22 protein-coding genes, 1 rRNA gene and 3 pseudogenes are annotated in these 26920 nt (G+C 68.6%); 13 read left to right on the top strand and 13 right to left on the bottom strand.

What is annotated here, in order from left to right:
* Positions 1-146: 146 nt before the first annotated feature.
* The 7 genes from OG730_RS19650 to OG730_RS19620 form a co-directional block, all read right to left on the bottom strand.
* A complete protein-coding gene (locus OG730_RS19650) occupies positions 147-767 on the bottom strand; it encodes a 2OG-Fe(II) oxygenase (RefSeq protein WP_327305449.1) in 621 nt (206 codons plus the stop codon).
* The gene (gene cysS / locus OG730_RS19645; protein ID WP_327305448.1) at positions 764-2140 is read right to left on the bottom strand and encodes a cysteine--tRNA ligase; all 1377 of its coding nucleotides are present in this window, start codon (positions 2138-2140) and stop codon (positions 764-766) included. Before cysS ends, OG730_RS19650 begins: the two co-directional genes overlap by 4 nt.
* A gap of 78 nt (positions 2141-2218) precedes the next feature.
* On the bottom strand, positions 2219-3124 hold the full coding sequence (locus OG730_RS19640; protein WP_327305447.1) for a hypothetical protein: 906 nt from the start codon (positions 3122-3124) through the stop codon (positions 2219-2221).
* Positions 3125-3137: 13 nt separating this feature from the next.
* Complete coding sequence (locus OG730_RS19635) at positions 3138-4259, bottom strand: sugar-transfer associated ATP-grasp domain-containing protein (protein WP_327305446.1); 1122 nt, start codon at positions 4257-4259, stop codon at positions 3138-3140.
* A 156-nt stretch (positions 4260-4415) separates the two neighbouring features.
* On the bottom strand, positions 4416-4859 hold the full coding sequence (locus tag OG730_RS19630; protein ID WP_327305445.1) for a recombinase family protein: 444 nt from the start codon (positions 4857-4859) through the stop codon (positions 4416-4418).
* A 193-nt stretch (positions 4860-5052) separates the two neighbouring features.
* The gene (locus OG730_RS19625; protein WP_327305444.1) at positions 5053-6255 is read right to left on the bottom strand and encodes a helix-turn-helix domain-containing protein; all 1203 of its coding nucleotides are present in this window, start codon (positions 6253-6255) and stop codon (positions 5053-5055) included.
* 89 nt (positions 6256-6344) lie between these two features.
* A complete protein-coding gene (locus OG730_RS19620; RefSeq protein WP_327305443.1) occupies positions 6345-7007 on the bottom strand; it encodes an HAD-IA family hydrolase in 663 nt (220 codons plus the stop codon).
* A gap of 286 nt (positions 7008-7293) precedes the next feature.
* On the opposite strand from OG730_RS19620, the gene OG730_RS19615 reads away from it, so the two are divergent.
* Together OG730_RS19615 and OG730_RS19610 are read left to right on the top strand one after the other, a co-directional pair.
* Positions 7294-8232 carry a DUF6192 family protein gene (locus tag OG730_RS19615; RefSeq protein ID WP_327305442.1) on the top strand — a complete coding sequence of 313 codons (939 nt, stop codon included), beginning with the start codon at positions 7294-7296 and terminating at the stop codon, positions 8230-8232.
* The gene (locus OG730_RS19610) at positions 8229-8669 is read left to right on the top strand and encodes a hypothetical protein (RefSeq protein WP_327305441.1); all 441 of its coding nucleotides are present in this window, start codon (positions 8229-8231) and stop codon (positions 8667-8669) included. Before OG730_RS19615 ends, OG730_RS19610 begins: the two co-directional genes overlap by 4 nt.
* A gap of 276 nt (positions 8670-8945) precedes the next feature.
* Here the strand turns inward: OG730_RS19610 and OG730_RS19605 are convergent, their stop codons facing one another.
* Positions 8946-9923 (bottom strand): BsuBI/PstI family type II restriction endonuclease, encoded by a 978-nt coding sequence (locus tag OG730_RS19605; RefSeq protein ID WP_327305440.1) that lies wholly within the window; start codon positions 9921-9923, stop codon positions 8946-8948.
* Positions 9920-11380 (bottom strand): Eco57I restriction-modification methylase domain-containing protein, encoded by a 1461-nt coding sequence (locus OG730_RS19600; RefSeq protein WP_327305439.1) that lies wholly within the window; start codon positions 11378-11380, stop codon positions 9920-9922. The genes OG730_RS19605 and OG730_RS19600 overlap by 4 nt, the downstream gene beginning before the upstream one ends.
* Positions 11381-11495: 115 nt before the next feature.
* Between OG730_RS19600 and OG730_RS19595 the strand changes: the two are divergent.
* Both OG730_RS19595 and rrf read left to right on the top strand, forming a co-directional pair.
* Positions 11496-11902: pseudogene (locus OG730_RS19595) on the top strand (hypothetical protein); the annotation flags it as partial.
* A 163-nt stretch (positions 11903-12065) separates the two neighbouring features.
* Positions 12066-12182 (top strand): 5S ribosomal RNA (gene rrf, locus OG730_RS19590).
* Positions 12183-12243: 61 nt separating this feature from the next.
* On the opposite strand, the gene OG730_RS19585 is transcribed toward rrf, so the two are convergent.
* Both OG730_RS19585 and OG730_RS19580 read right to left on the bottom strand, forming a co-directional pair.
* Complete coding sequence (locus OG730_RS19585) at positions 12244-13224, bottom strand: helix-turn-helix domain-containing protein (protein WP_327305438.1); 981 nt, start codon at positions 13222-13224, stop codon at positions 12244-12246.
* Between the two features lie 194 nt (positions 13225-13418).
* A pseudogene (locus OG730_RS19580) lies at positions 13419-13559 on the bottom strand (aminotransferase); the annotation flags it as partial.
* Between the two features lie 142 nt (positions 13560-13701).
* Between OG730_RS19580 and OG730_RS19575 the strand changes: the two are divergent.
* From OG730_RS19575 to OG730_RS19565, 3 genes are read left to right on the top strand one after another with little or no spacing between them, the layout of a single operon-like run.
* On the top strand, positions 13702-15924 hold the full coding sequence (locus OG730_RS19575; RefSeq protein WP_327305437.1) for an ATP-binding protein: 2223 nt from the start codon (positions 13702-13704) through the stop codon (positions 15922-15924).
* 3 nt (positions 15925-15927) lie between these two features.
* Complete coding sequence (locus OG730_RS19570) at positions 15928-16638, top strand: ANTAR domain-containing protein (RefSeq protein WP_327305436.1); 711 nt, start codon at positions 15928-15930, stop codon at positions 16636-16638.
* On the top strand, positions 16635-17750 hold the full coding sequence (locus OG730_RS19565; RefSeq protein WP_327305435.1) for a ComEC/Rec2 family competence protein: 1116 nt from the start codon (positions 16635-16637) through the stop codon (positions 17748-17750). The genes OG730_RS19570 and OG730_RS19565 overlap by 4 nt, the downstream gene beginning before the upstream one ends.
* A 136-nt stretch (positions 17751-17886) precedes the next feature.
* On the opposite strand, the gene OG730_RS19560 is transcribed toward OG730_RS19565, so the two are convergent.
* Positions 17887-19044, bottom strand: coding sequence for a pyridoxal phosphate-dependent aminotransferase (locus OG730_RS19560; protein ID WP_327305434.1), 1158 nt, complete (start codon positions 19042-19044; stop codon positions 17887-17889).
* 114 nt (positions 19045-19158) lie between these two features.
* Positions 19159-19917: pseudogene (locus OG730_RS19555) on the bottom strand (aminotransferase class I/II-fold pyridoxal phosphate-dependent enzyme); the annotation flags it as partial.
* 783 nt (positions 19918-20700) lie between these two features.
* Here OG730_RS19555 and OG730_RS19550 point away from each other — a divergent pair.
* The 6 genes from OG730_RS19550 to fbaA all read left to right on the top strand — a co-directional run bounded on the left by OG730_RS19550 (position 20701) and on the right by fbaA (position 26819).
* Positions 20701-21282 carry a DUF2617 family protein gene (locus tag OG730_RS19550; protein ID WP_327305433.1) on the top strand — a complete coding sequence of 194 codons (582 nt, stop codon included), beginning with the start codon at positions 20701-20703 and terminating at the stop codon, positions 21280-21282.
* Between the two features lie 170 nt (positions 21283-21452).
* Entirely contained in the window at positions 21453-23123 is a 1671-nt protein-coding gene (locus OG730_RS19545) for a polyamine aminopropyltransferase (protein ID WP_327305432.1), read from the top strand.
* Positions 23124-23197: 74 nt separating this feature from the next.
* Positions 23198-24082 (top strand): SRPBCC family protein, encoded by an 885-nt coding sequence (locus OG730_RS19540; RefSeq protein ID WP_327305431.1) that lies wholly within the window; start codon positions 23198-23200, stop codon positions 24080-24082.
* 110 nt (positions 24083-24192) lie between these two features.
* Complete coding sequence (locus OG730_RS19535) at positions 24193-24981, top strand: aldose epimerase family protein (protein WP_327305430.1); 789 nt, start codon at positions 24193-24195, stop codon at positions 24979-24981.
* A 21-nt stretch (positions 24982-25002) separates the two neighbouring features.
* Positions 25003-25542, top strand: coding sequence for an orotate phosphoribosyltransferase (gene pyrE, locus OG730_RS19530; RefSeq protein WP_327305429.1), 540 nt, complete (start codon positions 25003-25005; stop codon positions 25540-25542).
* Positions 25543-25796: 254 nt separating this feature from the next.
* Entirely contained in the window at positions 25797-26819 is a 1023-nt protein-coding gene (fbaA, locus tag OG730_RS19525; RefSeq protein WP_112446238.1) for a class II fructose-bisphosphate aldolase, read from the top strand.
* The last annotated feature ends 101 nt before the right edge of the window (positions 26820-26920 follow it).

Here is a 26920-nt window from a genome sequence, read left to right as displayed (position 1 = left end):
GACGTCCCACCACAAACCCCGAGAACACGCGAGCAGCCTCGGGGCCAACGCAGAATCGCGTTGGCCCCGAGGCTGTTGCACTGTCCTGGCCGGGTCATTTCCCACCGGGGTCCACGTGCCCTGGCCGAGACATCGCTGCTGGCGAGTCAGCGGTGAGCCGCGACGCCTTCGACGGTGATCGCCGCGGTACGGCGGCCCTCAAGGCTCTCGGCATCGGTGCGGATGACGAGGGTGATGCGCTCTCCCCGCGTGATCGGCCGTACGCCGTGGATGTGGTCGCGGGTGGCCGGGAAGGCGACCAGCGTGCCGCAGGGAGGCTTGATCTCCTGGGCCGGGTTCTCGAAGAACAGCTCGCCCCCGGAGTAGGAGTCCGGCGTGTTGAGCCAGACGAGCAGGGTGAGGTCGCCGCCGACGACGGGCTGTCCGTTGGTCCGGGCCCGCTCGCGCTCGACGTCGGTGACCTCGTCGTGGTGCGCCACGAACCCAACGCCAGGACCGTAGCGGTAGACGACCGCCGGCTGGGTGGGTATCCGCTTCGGAACGGCCTGGAAATGGTCGCGGATGTAGGGGATGCAGTGGGAGATGACCGCTTCCTCCAGCGCCGTCGGGATCTCCACGTACTCGCTCTTGCGTAGCGTCTCGTCGACGACGCCCTGGAAGGTGCGCGGCCGGGCGGTCTCGCTCTTCACGTGGTCCATCAGGGCGCCGCAGAGGCTGAGGGGTATGACGCTCTCTGCGAGAAGGGGTAACCGGGTCTTCCAGGTCATTGGGTCTTTTCCTTCCACCAGCGGGTGCCTTCGGGCGAGTCTTCGAGGGTGATGCCCTGCTTGACGAGCTGGTCGCGGATCGCGTCGGCCTCGGCGAAGTTCCTCGCGGCGCGGAGCCGGTCGCGTTCCTTGACGAGGTCGTCGACAGCGGTGTCGCCCTGGTCCGCGTCGGCGATGTCGAAGGTTCCGAAGAGGTTGTTGACGTCCTGGATCAGCCGCAGGGAGGCCGGTCCGGACGGTTCCTGCGTGCGGTTCTGTTCGCGGATGAACTGGAAGAGGACGGCGAGGGCGCCTGGGGTGTCGAAGTCGTCGTCCAGGTGCTCGCGCATCTCCTTCCAGGTGTCGGTCGCCCGTGAGGTGTTCGCCGGGCTGTCCGTGTGCGCGGGGTCGATGGTCCGGGCGAAGTTCTCGATCCGGCGGCGTGCCGCTCGGGCCTGCTCCAGCGTGGAGTCGTTCAGTTCCATGGAGGAGCGGTAGTGCTGGGAGAGGAATGCGTACCGCAGGGTGCGGGAGTCCGTGCGGGCGAGCGCGTCGCGGATGGTGAGGAAGTTCCCGGTGCTCTTCGACATCTTGTCGCCGTCGACCCGCAGGAGGCCGGTGTGCATCCAGTAGCGGGCCAGGGGCTCGATGCCGGAGGCGGCCTCCATCTGGGCCACCTCGGCTTCGTGGTGAGGGAAGATGAGGTCGACGGCGCCGCCGTGCAGGTCGTAGGAGGGCCCGAAGAAGGTCTCCGTGATCGCGGTGTCCTCGATGTGCCAGCCCGGTCGGCCCGGCCCCAGTTCGGTCTCCCAGAACGGTTCGCCGTCCTTGCGTCCCTTCCACAGAGCGAAGTCGCCCGGGCTGCGCTTCTTGGAGTGGTCGTCGATCCGCGAGACCGAGTCCTCGGGGCGCAGGTCGGTCCGGCCCGAGAGCTTGCCGTATGCGGGGAACGAGGCCAGGTCGAAGTACCAGCCGTCATCGAGCTGGTAGGCGTGGCCGCGGGCGATGAGCCGCTTGACCTGGTCCACGATCGCGTCGATGTGATCGTGGGCCCGTGCGTGGACGTCGACGCGGGTGTTCCCCAGCGCGGCCATGTCCTCCAGGTATTGCTTCTCGAACAAGGCCGCGATGTCCTCCGGAGGCACGTTCTCCTCCCGGGAACGCCGGATGATCTTGTCGTCCACGTCGGTGATGTTCTGGAGGTAGGTGACCTTGTAGCCGCTCGCTTCCAGGTACGCGGCGATGAAGTCGAACTGCGTGTAGGTCTTCGCGTGGCCGACGTGGCTGGGGCCGTAGACGGTAGGTCCGCACACGAACATCCGCACCTCGGTCTCCCGCTCGGGGCGGAAATCCTCCGTCCGTCCGGTCAGTGTGTTGTGGACCTTGATCGCCATCGTTCCTCCTGGGTGCGTGGATCACGCAGCGTACTGACGTGCTGACAACAGCGTCTAATTGGAATCGTCGTACTCACCTCAGGAGACGAATCGGGGGAAGGGACGGTCAGCGAAGACGGATGCGTGTTCCCCGAGGATGTGGTGGTTGGCCCGCTGGTACGCCTTGCGCACGGTCTCGATGGCCCGGGTGCTCAGGTCCATTCCGGCCGAGCGGCAGAACGCCTCCAGGGCCTCGCACCGGCGCTCCAGGTCGACCATCGACAGGGGGTCGCACTGCTGGGCCTCGATCAGGAGGTTTTCCTGCTCGGTGCTGATCAGGCCCAGTGCGCCGAGGGAGTGGAGCTTCCACTTCATGTTCGGCAGCAGCCGGCCTGAGCGGGCGTACAGCCAGTCCACGATCTCGTCCAGGGCGCCCGACAGGACGAAGTGGCCGGTGGGTGTCCCGACGCGGCGCGCCATGCGGAGGGGGATCTCGCGCACGTCCCAGGTGATCCGGTTGTGGAGCCGGTGGGTCTCGCCCTCCAGCCGCCAGAGCTGCTCTTTCGTTTTGCGGAGGATCAACGCCTCGAAGGCGTTCTCGCGGTCGAGCAGCGGTTCGCCCTTGTTCGCGTAGGCGTCGCACTTGTCGCTGTTCCACGTCGTGCGCGGGTCGGCCTCGTAATGGAACAGGAGCTGGTGGACGTTGACCTCCATGCGCCCCCAGGGGACCGGCAGGTAGAAGCTGAACTCGGGGACCCAGGCGGGGAGCCGTTCGCGGACCAGGGCGTACGTGTCCGCCGGGGAGGGCCTCCACTCGTCCTCCTTGAGCGGGACGTCGAGGACGATGGCGAGGTCGAAGTCGGAGTCGGTGCTGAACCGTGTGACGTTGTTGGGCGCGTCGGCAGAGGAGGAGAGGACGTAGAGCGCTTGGACCTCGGGCATGGACTGGAGGGTGTCGAGGAGGCCGGCGGCTGCGGCGCGGGCCTGCATTTTCAGGTCTTCCACGAGAACTCCTTGGTCAGATGATCGGGCGATCCATCACGGCGCGGAGCGCCGGGACGAGATCCGGAGCGACACCGCCATGGGTGCGCTGGATATGTGCGAGCGAAGGGCTGCTGTTCCCCTCGATGACCACCGGTCCCCCGGGAGTGACCGCGATGTCCCAGCCGATGAAGGGCACCTGCGGGAACAGACGGGCGCAGCGGGCGGCCAGCTCGCGGACCGCGGCGATGTGGGCGATCCTGTGGCCGGCGAACGGCACGGTGCTGACTTGGTGGCGAGTCTGGGCGTTGAGGTACCGGTCGTAGCCGTGGCGGTCCAGTTCACCGTCGGGGTGCACCCGGATCTGCAAGCCGCCATCGGCCGAGTTGTCCGTCGTGCTGTCGACGCCGCCAAGCTTCAGCATCATGTAGAGCACCTCGGCGGTACCGTTCGTCAGCAGGGTGATGACCCGGAAGGTGTTGAGGGCGTACGGGTTCAGCACGTCCAGGTCGTGGTGCTGCGGTACGTGGTGCTCGACCAGCCAGGTGCCCCACCGCTGCGCGTAGGCCGCGAGATCGAAGCCGTCCTCGCCGGGCCGCACGATCACGACTCCCGAGCCGCCACTGGAGTAGCGGGAGGGCTTGAACACCACGCGCCCGGAGCCGGAAGCGTGATCGAGGACGGCCTCCAGCGAAACCTCGTCGCCCTCGGAGGTGACGCCTGCACGGCCGTTACCGCTCGCGATCAGTGGGGGCTGCGGGATGCCGGCGGAAGCAAGGATCTTCTTGCAGACCACCTTGTCGTCCAGGTCGATGGTGTCCCGGTTCACGCGGGGAAGGAGGCGGTGGAACAAGGTGGTCTCCGGCAGGTACGCACACGCCCGCTCGGAAGAAACCTCGCGCCGGTACCCGCCGTAGCGGAAGTAGTGGAACGGCAGGCAGCGCCACCGCGCGGAGACCATCAGCAGATCCCCGGCGATACGGGCCATGCTCTTCCGGCCCTTGTAGCGCAGCATCGTGGGGAGGTGCTCGCGGCTCATCTGCCGTACCTGGTAGGGGAGGAAGCGCAGGCCGGATACACGGGGAAGAACCCGGGTGCGGAACCACTCCTCGCTCATCGCCTGCCGGTGGTTGAAGCCACGGTTGGCAGTGCGGGTCATGTCGCTCCTCTGATGTCTCAGTAGTCCGGGGTTCCGGCGATGGCCAGGGCAAGGACCAAGGCGGTGACAGTGATGACGTAGGCCAAGACCGCTAAGTACTGCTTCATCGGGCAGGCCCGACGTCGTCGACCGCGGTCGACCGGAGGCGCCCGGCGTTCACGAGGTGTCTGCCTGTGGCGTGTCGCCCCACGGGGACCACCCCGAGGAGGCGTCGGTGATGTCGCGGCGGCGCTGCAGCTCGCCGGGGGTACGGCGGGGCAGGGTGCCGGCGGCGTGCACGAGGAATCCGCCCCTGTCGCGGATGAGGACTCCGAGGCCGGCGAACTGGGCCGCGTCGGCAGCGACATGGGAGAAGGCGCCCACGATGATTCCCCGGATCATTCCGGTGGACAGGGCGGACGCTATGGCCTGCCAGCCGGGGCGCTCGTCGAGAGGCACCGCGGGGTCGAGATCGGACCACGCACCGGCAACGTGCCAGTGCCGGGCGCCGGCGTAGTGGCGGCAGCGTCTCTCACCGTCTCGGACGGCGACAGCGGTGGGAGCGCAAGCGTAGACGGCGACGGGTACGTGTCCGAGGCCGCCGATCGGGTTGTTCGGCATGCCCATAAGGCTGCTGCGTAGAGGTACGCGGGCCCAGACACGGCCCGTGGCAGCGCCGACAGTCCGTGCCGGGTTCCGGTGCCACGGAGCGTGGCAGCGTGGGGCCCGGCGGTCGAGCATGTGCAACGCCCCGTAGTAGTCAGGCAGGTGGCGGCCTGCCGACTGCTACGGGGCGTGGTAGTCGGGTCTCGGGTCAGCGCACTCCGAGGGGGACCCCGGCGACGCTGGCGAGACCGCGGAGACGCCCGACGGAAACGCCGGCTAGCCGGCCGATGATGACGCCGGGGAGCATCTGATGGCGCACCCAGCCGGGGGCCATCGTGCATACGGCTTCGAGGGTGTCGGCGGCAGCCTCCCAGCGGCGGCATTCCACGTGGGTGAGGGCGACGTCCAAGCCGTAGCGGGCGCGTGTGGCCAGCGGCACGGTGTCGTCCAGGCGGACGGTGTCCATCAGGCGCAGCGCGCCGGAGGTATCGCCGAGGGCCACGGCGATGCTCATGGCCTGTGTGGCGGCGTACATGGGCCCGTACGGCTGGGCGTGGTCGCCGCGGGCGTGCTCATCCCCGATACGGGCGGCTACGGCATGGGCCTGGGAGAGGTACTCGCGGGCGCTGTCCGGGCTCGCACCGCCTCGTGATGCGGCCACGGCGGCGTTCGTGACGAGCTGCCCGTACACGCTCAGCCGGTCGGGGTCGTGCTCGCTCATCTTGGGCTCGATCCGGTCGGCCTGCGCCGCGGCAAGGGCGAACCCCTGCGTGGTGCGGCCGTCGCGCAGGTTGACCCACGCCGTCGTGGCGGCCAGGTGGGCGTCGCGGAGGTCGTCCCCGGCCTGCACAGCGATCTGACGGCCGTACGTCAGCGCCGCGTAGGCCAGATCGCGGGAGCCCAGCACGTTGGCGGCCATACCGGCCGTCTGGAAGGTGTCGATCAAGACACCGCCAGCGGCCTCCCGCTCAGCGTGGTCGGCGGCATCGAAGCGGGCCTTCGCCTCGGGGAGGAGCTGGCCCAGGAGCGTCCCGAGCTCGGTGTACCGGCCTGCCCAGTAGGCCTCATCCGCCCGGCGGACGGCTGCGCGCAGCTCCTCAACGGTGCCCGGCTCGACGTCGGCGGGGATACCAATGGCGGCGTCATGGGTAGCCGCGGACACCATCCGAAGCGCGGCCCGCTCGTCGCGGTCCATGGACCGGCGGGGTGCCTGCTGGCCGAGGAGTACGGCGATGTCCGTGCCGAGGGCGTCGGCGATGGACAGCAGCGACGGGAGCGACGCGGTACCTCCACGTTCCAGCTTGCGCACCACGCCCACGGACACGGCGGCAGCTTCCGCTAACTGCTCTTGCGTCATCCCGCCGCGCAGCGTCTTCAACCGCTCAGAGGTGGTGTACTCCGACCACTGCATGTTCCAGCACCTCCGTGTGATTGGCCTCATACGGACGGTACTGGCAGGAGCAGTGGGGCCGACAGCCCTTGATCAGCCGGAAGTTGGGGTCACGCGGCAAGAACCGCGCTGACCCCCAGGAGGTCCTCAAGCTCCGCAACGGCCTCATCCTCATTGGTGACGTGGACGGTGGTGATCCCCAGCTCTGCGGCCGGCGGAAGGTTCACCGCGTGATCGTCCACGAACACGCACTGCTCGGCAGGCAAGCCGATGCGATCCAGGGTCAGTCGGTAGATCTCCGGATCAGGCTTGGCCATGCCGACCAGCTCGGAGACGACGTGCACATCGAACAGGTCCCAGATCCCGACGTGTTCGTACGGGTTGAACGGGTCAAGGCCGAAGCTGTTGGACAGCAGGGCGACCCGATGGCCAGCCGCCCGTGCCGCACGAGCAAGGGCAGCCATCCGACGAGCCGCGGGCACCCCGGCCCACGCCCGGCCCATCAGGTTCACCGGGTCCACGTGCGCACCCAGCAGAGGGGCAGTCCCCTCGTTCCACTCCGCCTGCCCTATCTCCCCGACCTCCAGGGCCGCGTACAGCCGCCGACCCTCCGGGTGATCGTTGAGGGTGCTGCGCCACGCCTCCGGGGCCAGCCCTTCGGACACGCACCACGCACGGTGGACAGCGAGCGGGCTGGCAGTAAGCACTCCGGCGAAGTCGAGGATCAGACCGACTTGTTCACGCCTGTCGGTGCTGTCAGTGCGCTGCGGCATCCGGTGGCCGTCCCTTCCGCGATTGGTCCTACAGGGGACGCTACCGCGCACTCGGACACGGGGAGCACTCGGCAAGGCCCTGCGGGCGCGCGGGGGTCTCACCCGATTGCTCCCCCTGAAGCTGATGTACCGAGTTTCCCTCTCTGCGCCTAGAAGCACGCCTCCCGTCGGATGCTGACGAGCAGGACGCTGCCGAGCAGGCACAGTCAGGTCTCGTGGGCGCGGCTACGGCCGCCCGGGGGCGTTCTCCTGCACCTGGCTTCGACGACAAGCACAGGAGCCATGCATGCCTGTCCTGGAAATCCCACCCGGCTTTACGCGCGACGAGTGGATCCGATACGTCCACCGCGGCCGGCGCATCATCCGGACCAAGAGCGCGAGTAACTTCGAGTTGGGCGACATGCTCAACGAGATGATGGCGGCTCGTCCTTACGGAGAAATCGGCCAGCTCACGGCCCTCATCGCCAAGCAGATCAGGTCCTCCGTGGGCAGCTTGAAGAAGTACCGATACGTCTCGACGGCATGGCCGGCAGAGACGCGACGCGATGACGTCCCCTGGAGTGTCCATCTCGTCCTATCTGGGAAGCCCAACCGGTTCCAACTGATTCAGCAAGAGCCGTCGGACGACCTGGATCCGCGTGATCAGGGCGTCTGGCACTACGACACAGCCCAGCGAGCCATCCAATCCCTGCCCAACAACCCCGCCACGCCTGGAGAGCGGATCGAGACGGCCAAGCGGCTCCTCCGTAACACTGACGAGGCCGCCATAGCTGTCACCCAACTCGCCGACCGCACCGAAGTACTCCGCCAAGCCGTGGAGGACCCGGGGTTCCGACGCGCTGTCCGCGATGCCAACCGTGACCGAGGTCAACGCCTGGAGCAACAGGCCCACATTGACGTCGAGGCTGGCACCCACTCCGAAGAGGCGCCGGGCCAGAACCAGCAGCCGACGCCCCCAAGCCCCACGGTCTCCTACCGTGACGCTCCCTCCTCCATCCTCAGGATCCTGGGCCAGTGCACCAGCTTCTGCGTGTCCATGCAGAACGCCGTCGTTCTCGCGCAAGAGGAGCTGCTGACCACCGAGGAGGAGGAAGCGGTGCTGGACAGCCTCAAGAAGGTCCGCGCGGTTTGCGACTGGTGCGAGCACGTCGTCACCACCGGCCAGACGGACATGGACGACGAACTCGCCCGGCTCCTCGGTGGCGGGGAAGGGGATCAGCTGTGAACTCCCGACGCAGGTCGCCGTCCGATCTCGGCCTCGAACTGTGGGACCTCGTCAAGGAGGCCGGCGAAGACGGTATGCCGCGAGAGGCCGCTCTCGACCACATGACCCCCAGCCAGTTCGAAGTCGCCAAGGTCTGGGACCGGGACAACATGTGCGAGAAGGAGCACGAGTGCTTCCTCTACGTACTCGGGCAGTACCTCATCACCCGCGACCCCCAGATGTCCGTCCTCGCCCTCAACCGCGAGATCGAACTGCTCTACCGGCGCGCCGTCCGACTGCACCGCAGCTCCATAGCCCCGCTCGGCGAGAGCGGCCGACAAAGCCCACAGCTCCGGGTGGCACACACCGCACTGGCTGGCATGATCGAGGCCGCCGCGCCGCTGCGGCACGCCGGCTTCTCGGCTGACGTCGTGGTCCGCCACGGCTCAGGGGCCTGAGCTGGCTCGGGGCCCGAGGCTGAGGGCGGTCCACGGGCGGGGAAGCTAGACGACGACTCCAGACAAGCGTCTTACCGCGGACAAGGCCAACCCGTCCTACACCTGCTGCTGAGCGGCATACCTATGCACCTCGGACCGGCTGAGGTGCATAGGCCGGCAGTCATGTCCGCCGGCTCCCCGAGACTCTGTTGAAAGAGGAGCTGTTTGCGCCACTGACCGCCGGGTTGTCCTCGCGTGCATCGGACAGGTCACGACCGTGGCCTGGGGTTCGCCCAGTCAGAGGGCGAGCTTGAAAGGCCCCTCATAGGGGCCGAGGAACCGTGAGCCGTTCAGGTGGATCAGGTGATCAGGCGCATCAGCCACCCAGGCTTCGGTCTCCCACGCGAGGTCGGCCAGCCACTTGCGCATCGTGGCGCGGTCCGGGAAGCAGTTCACGAACACCAGCCCCGCCTTGTCCGTCGCGAAGAGTTTCTTAAGGTGCTCACGCCGTCCGAAGTCGATCGGTCCGTGAGAAGTGACGGCCTCCATCAAGAAGAGCCAACCGCGCTTCTCGTCATAGACCACGAGGTCCGGGTTCTTGCCGTGCTCGTCGAAGGTCAGCCCGAGACGTGCGAAGGCGTCGTCATGGCGGATGTCGTAGCGGTGATCCTTGGCGTCCCCCAGATAGAGCAACTGTCCACCGCGGGCGAAGCGAGGGCAAAACTCCTCGACCATGTCCCGGATCAGGGGGTTCTGGCCACCAGGAGAGAGCCGGAACACAGAACCGTCGGGCAGCTTGACCGGGATCATCTGCATGTCGCGAGTGGCCTTGTAAGCGGCCTGCTGGGTGGGCGCCTCGGCTATCCAGGCGTCGAGGGCGCCTTGGAACCCCGGGGTGCCGAAGAGACGCACTACGGACAGAGCGGCCGGAGCGATCCGGTAATTGTTCTTGGAGGAGTTGACCGCGCGCCCTTCGGGAGCGTCGGAGTTGTGCTCGGCGAACCCCGCGTCGACAAACTGGTGGAGCGTCTGCTTGCGGAACGTCTCACGCGAGTTCGGGGCGTACGTTTTACCCCACTTATCCGCAATGACGCCCATGACTTCTGTGACGCCGAGACGCGGGTTGGTCGCCGCGTCCCACGTCTCGCCAGGTTCCAGGCCGAGCAGCACGAGAGCTGTCAGGGCGGACCTGCTATTGCAGCGGACCTTGTCGAAGCCGAAGGCTTGCAGGAGGACGCCGGCGTTGTCGACGGATGCTTCTAAGGTGCTGGTCACTCTGCGGAGCCTACGACAGCGGGGAACAAGTCAGCTACGAGGGCGTCGAGCTTAGCCTGTTCTGGGAGCCATTCCGGCGCGTTCTCCGCCAGGCGCACCAGGTCGTCACGGGAGGGGAAGGGGAGCGTCTTGACGTCCCCGGCGTTGACCTGGGTGTGACCGGAGAAGGTGCGGAAGATCGCGTCGAGCGTCGAGGAGTTCAGCCAGAGCATCAGCCCGTGCGCGAGCTGAGGGTCGATAGGCCCCTTCTTCTCGTGCAGGTAGTTGGTCTTGTTGTCCATGGCAACCGGGCCGTCGTGCTTCCAGACGCCCGCGACCACGCGCCGCTTCTCCTCCTTCGCGGAGAAGCGCTTGATGACGACGTAGTGCCCTTCGGGCAGGAGCAGCTTGCGGGCGGCCTCGGTGCTGGGCAAGAAGCCCTGCGGCTTTTTCCCGGGGCGCTGTGGCCACTCGATCTCTCCACCGCGCACGTTGGCCTGGTAGATCATCGGCACAACACCGTCGGCGCCGAGGTCTTCGGTCAAGTGTTCGCGGTTACGGAAGTCGACGACCTTGCCTGTGCTGACGCCCAAGCCCAGGTCGGCCAGGGTGAACGAGACGGCCGGCGGCACGACGGCGGAGTCGTCGAAGCGGACGAACTGCTCGCGGTCCCCGGGTAGGACCACCGCGTCGAACGGGACGGTGCGGCGCAGCGGGGCGTCGTGGTGCGCAATCGAGGCCGACAGGACGACCTGTCGCTGCTGGTCACCCCGCGTTCCAGCCACGATGACGTTTTCCTGGAGAACGCCAGTGTCGGCGAAGACCGTGTTGCGGCTCTCGAAGACGTGTAGGAGGTCGAGGCTGGTGCGGTCGAGCATCCACTGACGAAAGGCTCGGTGGTAGGTGCCGTTGGCCCAGGAGCGGGGCACGATGATCGAGATCTGGCCGCCGGGTGCGAGGGCAGCTGTGGCCCTGGCCCAGAAGGCTGTGTAGATGTTGCTGGCATCGACCAGGTGCCGCGCAGTGCGCGTACGGTGCAGGCTGCCTGCGGCGAGCTTTCCATAGGGTGGATTGGCGACGACGAGGTCGAACGGCCCGTCGATGAGTGCGTCATCGTCGATGAGGTAGTCGCCCTGCACGAGCTCGAACGTGGTGCCGTAGGTTGCCTTGCATTCCTCGAGTGTGGCCCGCAGGTAAGGCATGACCTGCGGGTCGGTCTCCACAGCAACGACATGAACGTTCAGGTCAGGGCGCTCTTCGTGCAGCCGGGTCACCAGTGCGGCGGTCAGCGAGCCGACGCCGGCGCCAGGATCCAAAACGCGCACGGTATTGCTCAGGGCGCCTAGACGAGGCATCGAGGCGATCAGGCCGGCGGCTGGGGCAGGGGTAAAGAACTGCCCCAGGGCGGCCTGGGTCCGAGGGTCAAGGAGACTGAGCGCCTCCACCCGTCGTGCCTCGGTGTTCTCGATCAGTTTCACGTCAGCGATCCTCTCACGGGGCACCCCCGTGAAGTCGTTTGATGGAGATACATACTAAGTCCGCCATTCCCTGGCAACCCCGGGAGGCAATTACTGAAGCGCGCGAGAGCCCACGGCGCCCGGGAACCGTGTGTCATTCGTTGATCACCGGCTCTCGGTGGACGTGGTGACCGATCTGATCAAGGCGAATGTGCTCTCGTGGCTGGCCTTCGCCGTCTCCTCCCTCGCCGACAGCCGGGCGAACCTGGACCAGCCGGGCGCCGAGAAGCTGGTCGGCAAGGGGGGCAGGCTGGTCCTGCCGGGGGGCGAACAAGCCGGTCCACCTACAGAGCGCCTTCGTGGCCGGGAGCTGCTGTGCCAGGCGGCCGAGCTGGCGTCTCGACGCAGGTCGGGTCCACCTCGGTGCTTCAGCGCAAGGTCGGGCGGCTGAGGGGCCTCATGGAGTCCCAGCGGTTCGTCGGACCGATCGAGGGGGCGAAGGCGCGCGACGCGCTGCTGAAGGGGGAAATGACCATGTGGTGAAGCGGGGGCTGGCGCCACCAGATCCTTGGAGTGCCTCTCACGCCCGCCATTGCCGGTTCCGTGAGCCGATGGTCCGACAACCGCCACAGAGGCACCATCAGCGGCATGTAAGATGTCGCCTAGGCAAAGAGGAGCTGCTCTGAGTAGCTACCTGCCAAAACACTTCGGTGGTCATAGCATTGGGGAAACGCCCGGTTACATTCCGAACCCGGAAGCTAAGCCCGATAGCGCCGATGGTACTGCAGGGGGGACCCTGTGGGAGAGTAGGACACCGCCGGTTTCTTCATATAGGTAGACCCCGCAGCATGCTGCGGGGTCTACCTATATGTGCTCTCCAGCGGTTATCTGACCGCCTTTGGGTTGAGGAACGGCTGGAGTGGGCCTGCGGCGGTCGTCGGCCGAGCGCGCAGCGCCGACCGCAGAGCGGCCACATGGTCGGTCACCGTCTCCATGACGGGTGCGGCCTCGCCGACGCGGGCCGTCGCCCCCGCGCAGACGGCGCAGATGCCGGTTTGCTGGCCACGCGGTAGGGGATCACGGCACTCGGCGCACTCCGCCAGCGGCGCCGCCGACGCGGCGGCATCTTGCCGGGCGCGCGGTGCGGGCAGCTTGCGCACGAGGCGGTCCGCGAGGAGTGCCCGTGCGCTGTGCACCACTGGGGGTAGCCCGGCGGTGAGGAGCGAGCGGGCTGCCAGCTCGGACACCCCGGCGTCCAGCCACCGTGCGGCCAGCGGCGCGAGGGTGAGGGCGTCTGCGGCGCACAGAGCCAGCTTGGGCTCGACGCTGCCCAGGCGGGACAGCAGCGCGGCTCCGCGCCCCATATCCGCTGGTACGGGGGCAGGGGTGGGCTGGTCCGGAGTCGTTTCCTCCGCCCGCCCAGCGGGCGGCTCGGCGTTCGTGGCCGCCGCGACAGGGTGGGTGGGTTCTTCCTCCGGGTTCTTGTTCCCCTTGGGGAACGCTCCCGCCTTCCCGGCCTCCGCTTCGCCGGTTCCCGCCAGTGCGGGAAGCGGGGCCGAGCCGCTGGCCTGCGGGGTGTCGAAGAGGTACGTCTCGGTGCGGACCTGGCCGCTGTCCTCGTCTCGGACCGTACGGCGGATGTAGTAGCCGACCTTGACCAGCTCGTCGAGGGCCTTGGATACGCCTCTGCGGCCGAGGCCGGGGTTCTTGTCGGCGAGGGTGCGGACGTCCTCACGGGCGCCGTCCGGCAGGGACAGCAGATAGGCGAGGAGGCCGCGGGCGGTGAAGCTGAGACGGCGATCCCGTAGGACCTCGTTGCCCAGGACAGTGAAGTAGCGCGTGCGCGCGCTACGATTGATGCGCATCGAAGACTAGTCCTCTTCGGTGTCGGGCCCCGGGGTGTGCAACCACCGCCGGGGTCACCTGCGTTTATAGGGTTATGGGTGCGTGAGCGTAGCTTGCGCTCGGCATCAACTTCCAGCCTTGGCCTGAGAATTACTGCACCGTTCGCCCTGAGCTGTAGTCGAGGGATGGTTCGGCGGCGGCGGTAATGGGGCGCTCACCATGGCTGATGGCGAGAAACAGCCTCTCGCAGGGCATCCTCCTGCTTGCAGAAGGTGAAGCGGACCCGGCTGCGACCGGCCTCCGGGTCGTCATGGACCGCGTTAGGCACGGCGACCCCGCCACTTCGCCGACAGAAGACCAGGCCGCGCCTTTTGCTGAGGTGCTGCCCCAATGCGGCCCGGCTGAACTCTCCTACCGTGCATCGATCCCCGGCTAACATGCCCGCGAGGGGATAGCGTCCCGGCCCCGGCATTGTTCCCACCGGGGAGGCTCGCTTGATGGACCATCGACTCCGCTTCGCTCCTGAGATCTTGGCCCGGCTGGGTGAGGAGCTAGTCCCGCATCCCGATCTGGGGATTATGGAGCTGGTCCGCAACTCCTATGACGCGGATGCGGAGATCTGCCGCATCAAGCTGAGCGGCGCGGCAGAGGTCGGCGGCACGCTGACTGTGTCGGACGACGGCGATGGGATGACGGAGGCGGAACTCGCATCAGGATTCCTTCTGATCGGCAGATCCAGTAAGCCGTCCTCCAGGTACTCCCGCTTGGGGCGGCGCAAGGTCGGTGAGAAGGGCCTCGGTCGGCTCGCCGCTCTACGGCTCGGCACCACGGTGACCGTGACCACGCGGTCCCGTACAGAGCCCGGGATCGAGCATGTCCTCAGCATCGACTGGGATCGCATAGATGCCTCGCATGCTGTCGAGGATGTGCCCTTGGGGATAGAGACGCGAACGCTTGACTCAACGGCCGCCGACGGGACGCCTGCGTGGAAGCAGGGAACCACTGTCACCGTCACTGGGCTACGGCACAGCATCTCCGCAAAGGCAGGGGAGCGACTGGCCAGATCACTGCTCCTGCTCAGCGGACCCTTCGCCGACAACACTGCCTTCAGGGTGGAGTGTGACACCCCTGAGTACGCCGGGTTTTCACGGCTGGTGAACTCCACCCTGCTCCGATACCACGAGTACCGGCTCGTAGCCGTGCTGGACAGCGAGGGACTGGCCTCCGCCACGCTCTACAACTGGCGTGGCGAGGCGGAGTTCACCGGCGGCCATGCAGAGGTCGGTCACCGCCAGGGAACGCGACGCAAGACGAAGAACGCAGCACCGCCCCTCGCCTTCAGTGCACCTGAGGCGACGCTCGAGCTCTGGATGTTCAACCTCAACCCTTCGGCGGCCAAAAAGGAGGTGCGGCTGGCCGAGCAGGACACGCCGGCCATCCGTAGCTGGCTCCGTCACGTCGGTGGGGTTCACCTCTATCACCGTGAGCTGCGGGTGCAGCCGTACGGGGACAAGGGCAATGACTGGCTGGACATCAACCTTCGCCGGAGCGGAAGTCCCGAGAAACGCCCTTCGACAGCTACTGCTCTGGGGCGCCTGATGGTGGTAGACCCCGCGGACGTGCTCCGTCCGAAGACCGACCGAAGCGGATTCGTCGAGACCTTCGAGTTCGGCCAGCTTCAGGAGTTCGCCAAGTGCGCCATGGACTGGGCCGCGGAACAGCGGCTTGAGCAACGCGAACAGGCCCGGGTCGGCGCCTCCGTCAAGGCTCACGACGAGGCCGAGGAGGCCGATGCCCGCTTCCAGCGCATCCTGGCCTCCATCGTGCCGCCAGACGACGACATGCTTCCCCTTGACGCGCCCAGCGACCCGGCCACCCTTCATTCACTTGCCGACAGCGCGACCAAAGTGGTCAATATCCAGAAGCAGGAGATCGAAGCCCTTCGCGAAGACCTGCTTCTCTACCGATCCCTTGCCACGGTGGGTACGAGCACCGCGGTCTTCGCCCATGAAGCGCTCCGCCCTGCATCGAGGATCGTCAACCTGGTGAAGACCCTGAGGCGCAGGATCGAACCGAAGGTGAGCTCCGAGGTGTACGAGGAGTCCTTCAAGGACCCCATCGACTCCTCCATCGACAGCGCGATGACCTTGGAGACGTTCGCCAGGCTCCCGCTCAGCCTTCTGGAGAAGAACAAGCGCGAGGTGAACGACATCGACCTCGACGTCACCTGCCGTTCCGTCGTAGAACTGTTCAAGCGGTATCTCGACGAGCGGGCCATCCAGGTGGCCTTCGACCTGCAGGCTGAGGGTGCGACAGTCCGAACCACGATCGCTGACATCGAGTCCATCCTGTCCAATCTGCTGGCCAACGCAGCCCATGCATTCACCCGCACGGACGCCCCCATGGGCCCTGAGCGGATCATTCGCATCACAACCCGCCTGGTGGACCGGGATGATGCGCTGGGCCAGGACATCGCCCTGTGTGTCGATGACTCGGGCCCGGGCATCCTGGGCATCTCGCTCAAGTCGATCTGGCTGCCTGGGAAGACCACCTTCGACAACGGGACCGGTCTGGGCCTGACCATTGTGCGCGACATTGTCGGTGACCTGAAGGGTAAACAGGAAGCGCGCGCGAAAGGCGAGTTGGGCGGCGCGCGTATCCTGGTGCAACTGCCGGCCCGTGCGGGGCATGGTGGCAGTTCGACCGAAGAGGGCTGGTAGCAAGTGTTGACGCTGTCCAGGGGAGCGTCGGTCGTTATCGCCGATGATGACCGACGGGATGCCATGGCTGCGGAGGATCGGCTCAAGGATGCCGGCTTCCGAACCACCCTCATCACGGAGTTCGATCCGGACATGGACGCTGACGCCTTCCTGGCCTCGCTCGTTGGGAGGTACGACGCCCTCGTCTGCGACCACGTGCTCAGCAGCCACGGGCGGGTCCGTTTTACGGGCGCGGAGGTGGTTAGCAAGGCTAATCTGCACGGCGAGGCGCCGCTTCCGGCGGTACTAATCAGTAGCCATATCAACACCACTCAGCAGGGGTCGATCCGCCGCTGGCGGCAAGGTATCCCCCAGGTGGTTGCCAAGACCGATCTGTCCGAGGAGATCCTGCCGGCCATCGATTACACAGTGGCCGAACTGAACGGCGACGTCGCCCGCGAACGCAGAACCTTCCCCACGCCCATCGAAATCCTCGAGGTCGCCCCCGAGGGAGAGGTTCGCCAGGCGAAGGTCGTCGTGGTCGGCTGGAGGGTCAACACTCCCGTCTGGATGCCGCTCGACCCGATCCTGGAGGTGACTGGTCTGCGAGGTGAGAGCCTGGCCGGGCAGTGGCTGGATGCGGACGTCAACTGCTATGCGAGGAAGGCCGAAGACCTCTATTACAGCAACATCGCACTGTCACCCGAGCTTCCGCAGGGATGGATGTCGGCGTGAGCGACGATCGCGCTGAGCCCAGTCAGGGTATGCAGGGCAGCATCGCCGACTCGCTCGGCATCACCATTCTCGACGTCGGGCACGGCAATTCGGCAGTGGTCCATGACGGACCGCTGTGCGCGGTCATCGATGCCGCGCCAACGGACACACTCCAGGCAGAGCTGGAGCGGCGGAAGATCACAAGGATTGTTCACCTGGTCCTTTCCCATTCGGACAAGGACCACGCAGGGGGATCGCCCACGCTGCTCCTCGACGACACGTACACAGTCGGCACTGTCTGGTTCAACCCAGACTGGAGCAAGGACACGGCAATCTGGGAGCGCGTTCTCCGTGCCGTGCACCTCCGGCAGAGGAAGGGCGGCCTGGACCGGCACCAGATGATCACCACGTCGTCCGGGGAGGTCCTACGCTGCGGGCGGGCACGGCTCGAGGTCGTCCACCCCAATTTGATGATGGTGGGTGCGGGCAGCGTGACCCGTCCCGGCGATCACGGCCCGCTGGACAGCAATTCGATGTCCGTGGTGATTCGGGTTCACCTGGACGAGCAGCCGGTCGCGCTTCTCGCCGCTGATGTCGATGCGGCCGGGCTCGCGCACATTGTGGACTCCGGGCAGGACTTGACTGCACCGGTCCTGGTCTTTCCGCACCATGGCGGGCTGCCCGGAAGCAGTCGTAAGGCAGGGGAGTTCGCCAACTCGCTCACTCAGCTCGTCGCCCCCGAGCTTGTGGTCTTCTCCATCGGAAGTGTGCTGCGCCCTCGCAACCCCAACCAGGAGATCGTGGCGGGCGTCCGGTCGGCGGCACCCGGCGCGCATATCGCGTGCACTCAGCTGTCCGTCCAATGCCACGACAAGGATCTCCGCGTCTCAGACCACCACCTGGCCCCCAGGCCGGCCTCCGGTCGCGAGCACGGCCGCTGCTGTGCGGGAACGATCTCTGTCACCGCAGACTCCGGGGGGCTGCTCTTCGACCCACCGCTGCAGAATCATCGTGACTTTGTCCTGGTGTCGGTAGGCAGTCCCCTGTGCCATGCCGTTCTGCCGGTGCCGCGGCAGCGATCCACCGCTCTCGCGGCATCAGCAACCAACGCCTCAGATACCGGTCTCGGTTGATCTAGCCAGGAAGACAGCTCTGCTGTCGCCAGCTGTCAATCCGGCTGCTTCCAGCTTTGGCCAGAGAAATGGTGGACCGTTCGCCCTGGGCCGTAAGCCAGGGCGATGGTTCGGCGGTCAGTGGCAGGGGCGCTCATCATTGCTGAAGGCGGGAAACAGCCTCTCGCAGGACGTCCTCCCGCTTGCAGAAGGCGAAGCGGACCTGGCTGCGGCCGGCCTCGGGGTCGTCGTAGAAGACCGCGTTGGGGACGGCGACCACGCCACACCGCTCCGGCAGGCTCCGGCAGAAGGCCAGGCCGTCCTTCTCGCCGAGGGAGGCGATGTCAGTGGTGATGAAGTACGTGCCTTGGGGGTGGAAGACCTCGAAGCCCGCCGCCGTGAGCCCGTCGGCGAGGATGCCGCGCTTCGCGCGCAGATCCTCGCGGAAGCCGGTGAAGTAGTCGTCCGGTAGGCGCAGTGCCTCCGCGACCGCGTACTGGAACGGCCCGGACGACACGTACGTCAGGAACTGCTTGGCCGTGCGGATGGCCGTGACCAGCGGTGCGGACGCGGTAACCCAGCCAACCTTCCAACCCGTGAACGAGAAGGTCTTCCCGGCAGAGGAGATCGAGACGGTGCGGTCGCGCATCCCCGGCAGGGAGATGAGCGGGATGTGCTCGCCTTCGAAGACCAGGTGCTCGTACACCTCGTCGGTCACCACGATCAGGTCTCGTTCGACCGCCAGTTCGGCGATGGCGGTCAGCTCCTCCCGGGTCAGCACCATGCCCGTCGGGTTGTGCGGGGAGTTGAGCAGCAGCAGGCGGGTGCGGTCGGTTACCAGGTCCCGGAGCGCGTCGAGGTCCGGGCGGAAGTCGGGGGCGCGGAGGGTCAGGGGGACACGGGTGGCGCCGGCCATGCTGATGCAGGCCGCGTACGAGTCGTAGTACGGCTCGAAGGCGATGACCTCGTCGCCGGGCTCCAGCAGCGCGAGCACCGTGGCGGCGATCGCCTCGGTCGCGCCCGCCGTGACCAGGACCTCCGTGTCGGGGTCGAGGGTCAGGCCGTAGAAGCGCTGCTGGTGGTCGGTGATCGCGGTGCGCAGCTCGGGGACGCCGGGGCCGGGCGGGTACTGGTTACCCCTACCATCGCGCAGAGCTCGGACCGCTGCCTCCCGGACGGCTTCGGGGCCGTCGGTGTCGGGGAAGCCTTGGCCAAGGTTGATGGCTCCCGTCTTCACCGCCAGCGCCGACATCTCCGCGAAGATCGTCGTGCCGAATCCGTCCAGCCTGCGGTTCAGCAGTGGCCTGTCGCCCATGTCCCCACCATCTCTCTCGCGTCTGATGCCGATCGTCTGCGGCCATCCTGTCGGAGGCAAGAGGGCATGATCACGCGCGGGCGTAGAATGGTTAGGTGAATGAGGCTTGACTCAGCCGACCTTCCAGCCCGTGAAGGAGAAGCTCTTGCCGGCGGAGGAGATGGTGACCGTGCGCTCGCGCATGCCCGGCAGGCTCGCCAGCGGGGTGTGGACGCCCTCGAAGACCAGGTGCTCGTACACCTCGTCCGTGATGACCAGCAGGTCGCGCGAGACGGCCAGCTCGGCGACCGCGGCCAGTTCGGCGGGGGTCAGGACGGTGCCCGTCGGATTGTGCGGGGTGTTCAGCAGCAGGAGGCGGGTGCGGGGGGTGACCGCCGCGCGCAGCGCGTCCAGGTCGAGGCGGAAGTCCGGGGCGCGCAGGGTCAGCGGCACCCGGACGGCCCCGGCCATCGCGATGCAGGCGGCGTAGGAGTCGTAGAAGGGCTCCAGGGCGATGACCTCGTCGCCCGGCTCCAGCAGGGCCAGGAGCGAGGCCGCGATGGCCTCGGTGGCTCCGGCGGTGACGAGCACCTCGGTGTCCGGGTCGTAGGCCAGGCCGTAGAAGCGCTGCTGGTGGGCGGCGATCGCCGTACGCAGCTCCGGAACGCCGGGGCCCGGCGGGTACTGGTTGCCCCGGCCGTCGCGGATCGCGCGCACCGCCGCCTCGGCGATCTCGGCGGGGCCGTCGGTGTCGGGGAAACCCTGGCCGAGGTTGATCGATCCCGTGGCGGTGGCCAGGGCGGACATCTCCGCGAAGATCGTGGTGCCGAAGGCCGCCAGCTTGCGGTTGAGGAAGGGGCGGGCGGGGCGATGGGTGCGTTCGGGATCGCTCATGGGCGCAATCCTGCGGGGAAGCTCTGGACTTGCTCAAGTGTGCTTTGGGTCGCGCAGGGCGCGGGCATCCCCCCAGCACGCGGGACGAAGGGGATCCCGCACCCCGGGGAACCGGGGCAGCAGAGAGGGGTCGGGGGATGATCCTCGGAATAGTGATCTTCGTGGCGGTGGTCGTGGTGATCGTCGTGGTGGCGGTCAAGGCCCGAGGTGGCGGTGGGGGCCGCGGTGGCCGCGGGGGCGGCAGTGCCACCGGTGGCGGTGCGGTGGGCTGGTGGGCCGGGAGCGGTTCCTCGGGCCACTCCTCCTCGTGCGGCTCCTCCTCGTCCAGCTGTGGCTCCTCCTCGTCCAGCTGCGGTTCGTCGTCCTCGTCCTGCGGTGGCGGCGGAGGATGCGGTTCCAGCTGACACGGGGCAGCATGGATCCATGGGATCCATGGCTTCCGACGCCGGACCATCCTTCGTACCGCGTCCCGCATACGTGAGGCGCCCGCCGGGCACAACTTCCGTCGGGCGTCTTCTTGTTCGGACGTCACGGCCGCGCATTACGGCGTACGGGCGGCATGCGGTTGAACACGTGAACTGTGTAGCCCCCGAGGGGATGTAAACCCCTGCAACTTGGGTAAAAACGCTGTGAGTGCCGTGCCTTTCATGATTCCCTCGGTTGAGTAGACCAGTCCTCGGACCTCCCTGGACTTCCTGTGGACCCGTGCCGGTGTCCCCCCACCCGTTGACTACCGCTGGCGGGCCCCGGCCCATCTCCCTCGCGCGTTTGCGGAGCCGACTCATGCTCACGACCCTCCAGACCACCTATACCGACACGCGTGCCGCCGATCTCGCCTGGGCCCTGGGTCGGGAGCGGCTGCCCGCCCTGGCCGTACTGAACCTCGAACTGGGTGGCGCGAAAGTGGAGTTGCGCCTGCTCGGCGCCTCCCACCAGGTGCTCCTGGAGGAGGGCGACGTGCTCTGCTCCGAGACCGTCGCCTGCATGCCCGGCAGCAGCACCCCGCTACCGCTCGGCGTGGCCAAGCGCGTCGGCGACTGGGAGTACGAGTTCGCCGCGCGGGTCGAGAACCTCTCGCGCGGCTCCTTCGCCGGGCGGGCCCAGGAACTGCTCGCGCTGGTCGCGGATCACCCGAACGGGCTCGCCGGCACCTTCCCCGGCAGCCCGCACGCCTTCACCGCCATGCTCGCGCAGCGCTACGAGGGCCAGGTCCGATGGCGGACCTGGCACGCGTATCCGCAGGAAGGGCAGTTGGTGGCCACCCGTACCCGGGTCGGCGTACGGACGTCCGCGGCGGGCGCCGGAGCCGACGCGGGCGCGCCGGGCGCCGCGCAATTGGGCGCGCAGGCGCCGGTGCTGATCTAGGCCGTCCGCCTGGCTGGGGGCGCCGGCGCCGATCCGGCGCCGATCCGGCGGCGCCGGGGGCGCGGCGTGGCGGAGTTGCCGGATGGTTACGCCAACTGCCCGAACCAGTGCGCCACTTACACCCATGTGGGTGACCGGATGCGAGCAGGCCGTGACGTACGGTTCGCTTCATGATCGACCGTTCCGCCCCGCGCGGGGTGCTTCGCACCCGGTGGCGCCGCCATCCGGCTCCGGAGCCGCGCGGTGTGGCCCGCGTCCCGGCCGCCCTGCCCGTACGGCCCAGGACCGGCCGACTCCTCGTCCTGGCCACCGTGTTCGTCTGCGCCGCCTGCGGGCTCGTATACGAACTGGAGCTGCTCGCCCTCGGCTCGTACCTCGTCGGCGACTCCGTCACCCAGGCGTCGGTCGTGCTGTCCGTCATGGTCTTCGCCATGGGCGTCGGCTCCCTGCTGGCCAAGGCCCTGCGCGGCCGCCCCGCCTTCGGCTTCGCCCTCGTCGAAGCGGGCCTCGCCCTGCTCGGCGGGCTCTCGGCCATGGCGCTCTACGCCAGCTTCGCCTGGCTGGGGGAGTCCCGGCCCGCGCTGGTCGCCTTCTCCTTCGCCATCGGCGTCCTCATCGGCGCCGAGATCCCGCTCCTGATGGTCCTCATCCAGCGCATCCGCAGACAGGACGCGGGCGGCGCCGTCGCCGACCTGTTCGCCGCCGACTACGTCGGCGCCCTCGTCGGCGGCCTCGCCTTCCCCTTCCTGCTGCTGCCCGTCCTCGGGCAGCTCACCGGCGCCATGCTCACCGGGACCATCAACGTCGTCGCGGGCGGCGGCCTCGTCCTGTGGCTGTTCCGCCGGGACCTGAGCCGCCGCGCCCGCTGGCTGCTCGTCGCCGTCAACATCACCGTCCTCGCCGCCCTGGGCTGCGCCACCGTCCTCGCCGACGACTTCGAACGCGTCGCCCGCCGCGCCGTCTACGGCGGCGAGGTGCGCGTCGCCGTCCAGACCGGCGTGCAGGAACTCGTCCTCACCGGTCCCCCGAACGGCTCACCGCGCTCCCTCGACCTCTTCCTCGACGGCCGCCTGCGGGTCAGCGGCTACGACGAGTACCGCTACCACGAGGCCCTCGTGCACCCCGCGATGACCGGCCCGCACGGCCGGGTCCTGGTCCTCGGCGGCGGCGACGGACTCGCCGCCCGCGAGGTGCTGCGCTACCGCGACGTCGCCTCCGTCACCGTCGTCGAGCTCGACCCCGGAGTCGTGCGGCTCGCCCGGACCGACCCGATGCTCTCCGCGCTGAACGGGCGGGCGTACGAGGACCCGCGGCTCGGCGTCGTCACCGCGGACGCCTTCCGCTGGCTGCGCGCACCCGCCGCCCGGGCCCGCTTCGACGTCATCGTCTCCGACCTGCCCGACCCCGGGATCACGCCCAGCACGAAGCTGTACTCGCAGGAGTTCTACGGGCTGGCCGCGCGGGCCCTGCGCCCCGGCGGGCGGCTCGCCGTCCACGCGGGGCCGCCCGGCACCAGGCCCCGTACCTACTGGACCGTCGAGGCCACCCTGCGCGCGGCCGGCCTGCGCACCGCCCCCTACAGCGCCGGCGGCCGCCTCTCGGGCTTCGCCGCCGGCCCCGACCGGGCGCTCGGCGCCTCCGCCTCCGCGGCGAAGCTCCCGCAGGACTGGGGCTTCGTCCTGGCGGCCCGCGACGGCGTGCCCCGGCTGCGGGTGGACCGGGAGACGCCCGCCCTGCGCTCCCTGTCCACGCAGTCGCTGGCCGACGCGGCCCGGGACACGGAGCGCACCCGGGTGGGGGGCCTCCCGCCGTCGACGCTGCCGCACCCGAGGTACTCGTAGCCGGGGTACGCGTGGCCGGGTACGCGTAGCCGGGGTACTCGTGGCGGGGCTGCCGCGTCGGTAGGCTCGTCCGCATGGAGCATCAGGTGTTCGTACCGGTCCCCTCCGCAGACGTTCGCGCCGTGCTGCGCGACCCCGCCCGGCTGGCGCGGTGCGTGCCGGGGCTCCAGCAGGACGCCGACACCGAGGCCGGGCCGCTGTCCGGCCGACTGAAGGTGCGGGTCGGCGGGCACACCGTCACCTACCGCGGCGCCCTCTCCGTCACCGAGCAGGAGCCGGACCGCTTCACCCTGGCGGGCGAAGGCACCGAGGTGCGGGGGAGCGGGGTCGTGAAGCTCACCCTCGCGCTGCGCCTCGCCGAGGCGGACGGCGGCACCCGGCTGGAGTTCACCGCCGAGTCCGCCGCCGACGGGCGCGCCGCCGCCTTCGACCCCGACGCGGCCGCCACGGCCGCACACCGCCTCCTGGACCGGGCCGCCGGGCACCTCGCGGCCGTCGCGGTCGACGGGGCCTTCGGGCCGGCCGACGAGGCTGTGGACACCGACGCGGACTTGGGCGGCGACGTGGACGCGGACCAAGGGGCGGACCAAGGCGCGGACCAAGGCCCGGATCAGGACCCCGGCCCGGGGTTCACCGAGGTCACCGCGTCCGTGTTCGACACCGAGGTCCCGCCCCCGTCCCTGGACCCGTTCCTGGAGGGCACCTTCGAAGGCATGGCCGACCTCGGGGACCTGGGCGGCCCCCCGCGTCCGCCGGCCGAGGCCGCGCACGCCCGCCGCACGATGATCGGCCGCAGCGCGGAGGAGGTGGACCACGCGCCCCCGCGCGGCCGCTACGCCCCGGTCCCGGCCCCGACGTCCGCCTCCGCGAACGCCAACCTCCGCTGGATCGCCCCGGCCGCCGCCGTGGCCGTGGCCTCGGCGGTCCTCCTGGGCCGCGCCCTGCGCCGCCGCCGCTGACCCGGGGACCGCGCCCGCCCGGCCCGGGGACCGCGCCCTCCGGGCCGGGGGAACGCGCCCGCTTCCCCGTGCGGACCTGATCACCCCGCCGGGCTGACTAAGGTCATGGCATGAGTACGCAACTGCGCGCCGGCGGCGCCGAGGTGACCATCGACCAGGAGAACGGCTGCCGGATCAGCAGTCTGCGCATCGACGGGACGGAACTGCTGCGGCAGGGGGACCACTACGGGTCCTTCCCCATGGTCCCGTGGTGCGGCCGGACCAGGGACGGGCAGTTCCAGGACGGCGCGACCCTGCACCAGCTGCCGCTCAACCACCCGCCGCACGCCATCCACGGCTTCGGCCGGGACGCCGCCTGGCGCCGCGCCCGGACCACCGACACCGAGGCCGCCTTCACGTACCCGCTCGCCGACCCGTGGCCCTACGAGGGCCTGGTCACCCAGATCTTCGAGCTCGGCGAGAACGCGCTGACCCTGACCATGGGCATCGAGACCTACCAGGATTCCTTCCCGGCGCAGGCCGGCTGGCACCCCTGGTTCCACCGCAACCTCGGCAACGGCGGCGAGGACGTGCGCATCGACTTCGAGGCCGCCTGGCAGGAGGAGCGCGGCGCCGACCACCTGCCCACCGGCAACCGCATCGACCCGAAGCCGGGCCCCTGGGACGACTGCTTCGGCATGCCGTACGGGGTGGACGTCACCCTCACGTGGCCCGACGCCCTGGAGCTGAAGGTCACCAGCCGCTCCGAATGGGTGGTCGTCTACGACGAGGAGCCCGAGGCGGTCTGCGTGGAACCGCAGTCGGGCCCGCCCAACGGCCTGAACAGCCTCCCCCAGCTGGTGACCCCCGTGGACCCGCTGGAGATCTCCACGACGTGGACGTGGCGGCGGCTCGGGTAGCGCCCAATTAAGCTCGGGGCCATGAGTGACGTACGCGATGCGCTTCTGCAGCAGATCAAGGACAAGGCCGTCGTGCACGGCAAGGTGACCCTCTCCTCCGGCCGTGAGGCCGACTACTACATCGACCTCCGCCGGATCACCCTGGACGGCGAGGCCGCCCCGCTGGTCGGCCAGGTCATGCTCGACCTCACCGCCGACCTGGAGTTCGACTGCGTCGGCGGCCTGACGCTGGGCGCCGACCCGGTCGCCACCTCGATGCTGCACGCCTCCGCCGCGCGCGGTGCGCGCCTGGACGCCTTCGTCGTCCGCAAGGCGCAGAAGGCGCACGGCATGCAGCGCCGCATCGAGGGCACCGACGTGAAGGGCAAGCGCTGCCTGGTGGTCGAGGACACCTCGACCACCGGCGGTTCCCCGCTGACCGCCGTCGAGGCCGTCCGCGAGGCCGGTGGCGAGGTCGTCGCCGTCGCGACGATCGTCGACCGCGGCGCGGCCGACGCCATCGCGGCCGCCGGACTGCCTTACCTCACGGGCTACCAGCTCGGTGACCTCGGTTTGTCCTAACCCTCGGACACCGGGTCGTGCTTCCGCACAACTGGTGACTTAGGTCCCCGGAAGTCCGGAAGTAGGCCCTGACCTGCGGTTTTTCGGCCGGGTGGAGTGTTTCACGTGAAACACTCCACCCGGATCGGACCGCGCGGCGCCGTCACGGAGGTGGAGTGGGGGCGCGAGTCTGGAAAGATGGGGACGACGGCAACGTCGCCCCCAGGTCAGGGCCCGCAATAAGCACACTCCCCGCACATCCAAGGAGCGGACAGATGCCCATCGCAACCCCCGAGGTCTACAACGAGATGCTCGACCGGGCGAAGGCAGGCAAGTTTGCCTACCCGGCGATCAACGTGACCTCGACCCAGACCCTGCACGCTGCACTGCGCGGCTTCGCGGAGGCCGAGAGCGACGGCATCATCCAGATCTCCACCGGTGGTGCGGAGTTCCTGGGTGGCCAGTACAACAAGGACATGGTCACCGGCGCCGCCGCCCTGGCCGAGTTCGCGCACATCGTGGCCGCCAAGTACGACATCACCGTCGCGCTGCACACGGACCACTGTCCCAAGGACAAGCTGGACACCTACGTCCGCCCGCTGATCGAGATCTCGGCCGAGCGCGTGGCCCGTGGCCTCAACCCGCTCTTCCAGTCGCACATGTGGGACGGTTCCGCCGAGACCCTGGCCGACAACCTGGCCATCGGCCAGGAGCTGCTCGCCAAGGCCGCCGCCGCGAAGATCATCCTCGAGGTCGAGATCACCCCGACCGGTGGCGAGGAAGACGGCGTCAGCCACGAGATCAACGACGAGCTCTACACCACCGTCGACGACGCGCTGCGCACCGCCGAGGCCCTGGGCCTGGGCGAGAAGGGCCGCTACCTGCTGGCCGCCTCCTTCGGCAACGTGCACGGCGTCTACAAGCCGGGCAACGTCGTCCTGCGCCCCGAGCTCCTCAAGGACCTCCAGGCCGGCGTCGGCGAGAAGTACGGCAAGTCCTCCCCGTTCGACTTCGTCTTCCACGGCGGCTCGGGCTCCACGGCCGAGGAGATCGCCACCGCGCTGGAGAACGGCGTCGTGAAGATGAACCTCGACACCGACACCCAGTACGCCTTCACCCGTCCGGTCGTGGACCACATGTTCCGCAACTACGACGCGGTCCTGAAGGTCGACGGCGAGGTCGGCACCAAGTCGAAGTACGACCCCCGCACGTGGGGCAAGGCCGCCGAGGCCGGCATGGCCGCGCGCGTCACCGAGGCCTGCGCGAACCTGCGTTCCACGGGCACCAAGCTCAAGTAGCAGCGCCTCACGCGGCAGTAGCTCCGGCTGTGGTTTCCCGGAAGGGCCCGGCTCCACCGTCCACGGACGGCGGGGCCGGGCCCTTTCCGTAGGCCAGACTG

The sequence above is a fragment of the Streptomyces sp. NBC_01298 genome (assembly GCF_035978755.1).
GTDB lineage: Bacteria > Actinomycetota > Actinomycetes > Streptomycetales > Streptomycetaceae > Streptomyces.
The sequence above is the reverse complement of the archived record's forward strand: the minus strand, read 5'-3'. Positions and strand labels throughout refer to the sequence as shown.

Excerpts from the sequence above, each read along its gene's own strand:
- OG730_RS19650 (WP_327305449.1), bottom strand. The coding sequence starts at position 767 with ATGACCTGGAAGACCCGGTTACCCCTTCTCGCAGAGAGCGTCATACCC.
- cysS (WP_327305448.1), bottom strand. The coding sequence starts at position 2,140 with ATGGCGATCAAGGTCCACAACACACTGACCGGACGGACGGAGGATTTC.
- OG730_RS19635 (WP_327305446.1), bottom strand. The coding sequence starts at position 4,259 with ATGACCCGCACTGCCAACCGTGGCTTCAACCACCGGCAGGCGATGAGC.
- OG730_RS19630 (WP_327305445.1), bottom strand. The coding sequence starts at position 4,859 with ATGCCGAACAACCCGATCGGCGGCCTCGGACACGTACCCGTCGCCGTC.
- OG730_RS19625 (WP_327305444.1), bottom strand. The coding sequence starts at position 6,255 with ATGCAGTGGTCGGAGTACACCACCTCTGAGCGGTTGAAGACGCTGCGC.
- OG730_RS19620 (WP_327305443.1), bottom strand. The coding sequence starts at position 7,007 with ATGCCGCAGCGCACTGACAGCACCGACAGGCGTGAACAAGTCGGTCTG.
- OG730_RS19615 (WP_327305442.1), top strand. The coding sequence starts at position 7,294 with ATGCCTGTCCTGGAAATCCCACCCGGCTTTACGCGCGACGAGTGGATC.
- OG730_RS19585 (WP_327305438.1), bottom strand. The coding sequence starts at position 13,224 with ATGCGCATCAATCGTAGCGCGCGCACGCGCTACTTCACTGTCCTGGGC.
- OG730_RS19575 (WP_327305437.1), top strand. The coding sequence starts at position 13,702 with ATGGACCATCGACTCCGCTTCGCTCCTGAGATCTTGGCCCGGCTGGGT.
- OG730_RS19560 (WP_327305434.1), bottom strand. The coding sequence starts at position 19,044 with ATGGGCGACAGGCCACTGCTGAACCGCAGGCTGGACGGATTCGGCACG.
- OG730_RS19550 (WP_327305433.1), top strand. The coding sequence starts at position 20,701 with ATGCTCACGACCCTCCAGACCACCTATACCGACACGCGTGCCGCCGAT.
- OG730_RS19545 (WP_327305432.1), top strand. The coding sequence starts at position 21,453 with ATGATCGACCGTTCCGCCCCGCGCGGGGTGCTTCGCACCCGGTGGCGC.
- OG730_RS19540 (WP_327305431.1), top strand. The coding sequence starts at position 23,198 with ATGGAGCATCAGGTGTTCGTACCGGTCCCCTCCGCAGACGTTCGCGCC.
- OG730_RS19535 (WP_327305430.1), top strand. The coding sequence starts at position 24,193 with ATGAGTACGCAACTGCGCGCCGGCGGCGCCGAGGTGACCATCGACCAG.
- pyrE (WP_327305429.1), top strand. The coding sequence starts at position 25,003 with ATGAGTGACGTACGCGATGCGCTTCTGCAGCAGATCAAGGACAAGGCC.
- fbaA (WP_112446238.1), top strand. The coding sequence starts at position 25,797 with ATGCCCATCGCAACCCCCGAGGTCTACAACGAGATGCTCGACCGGGCG.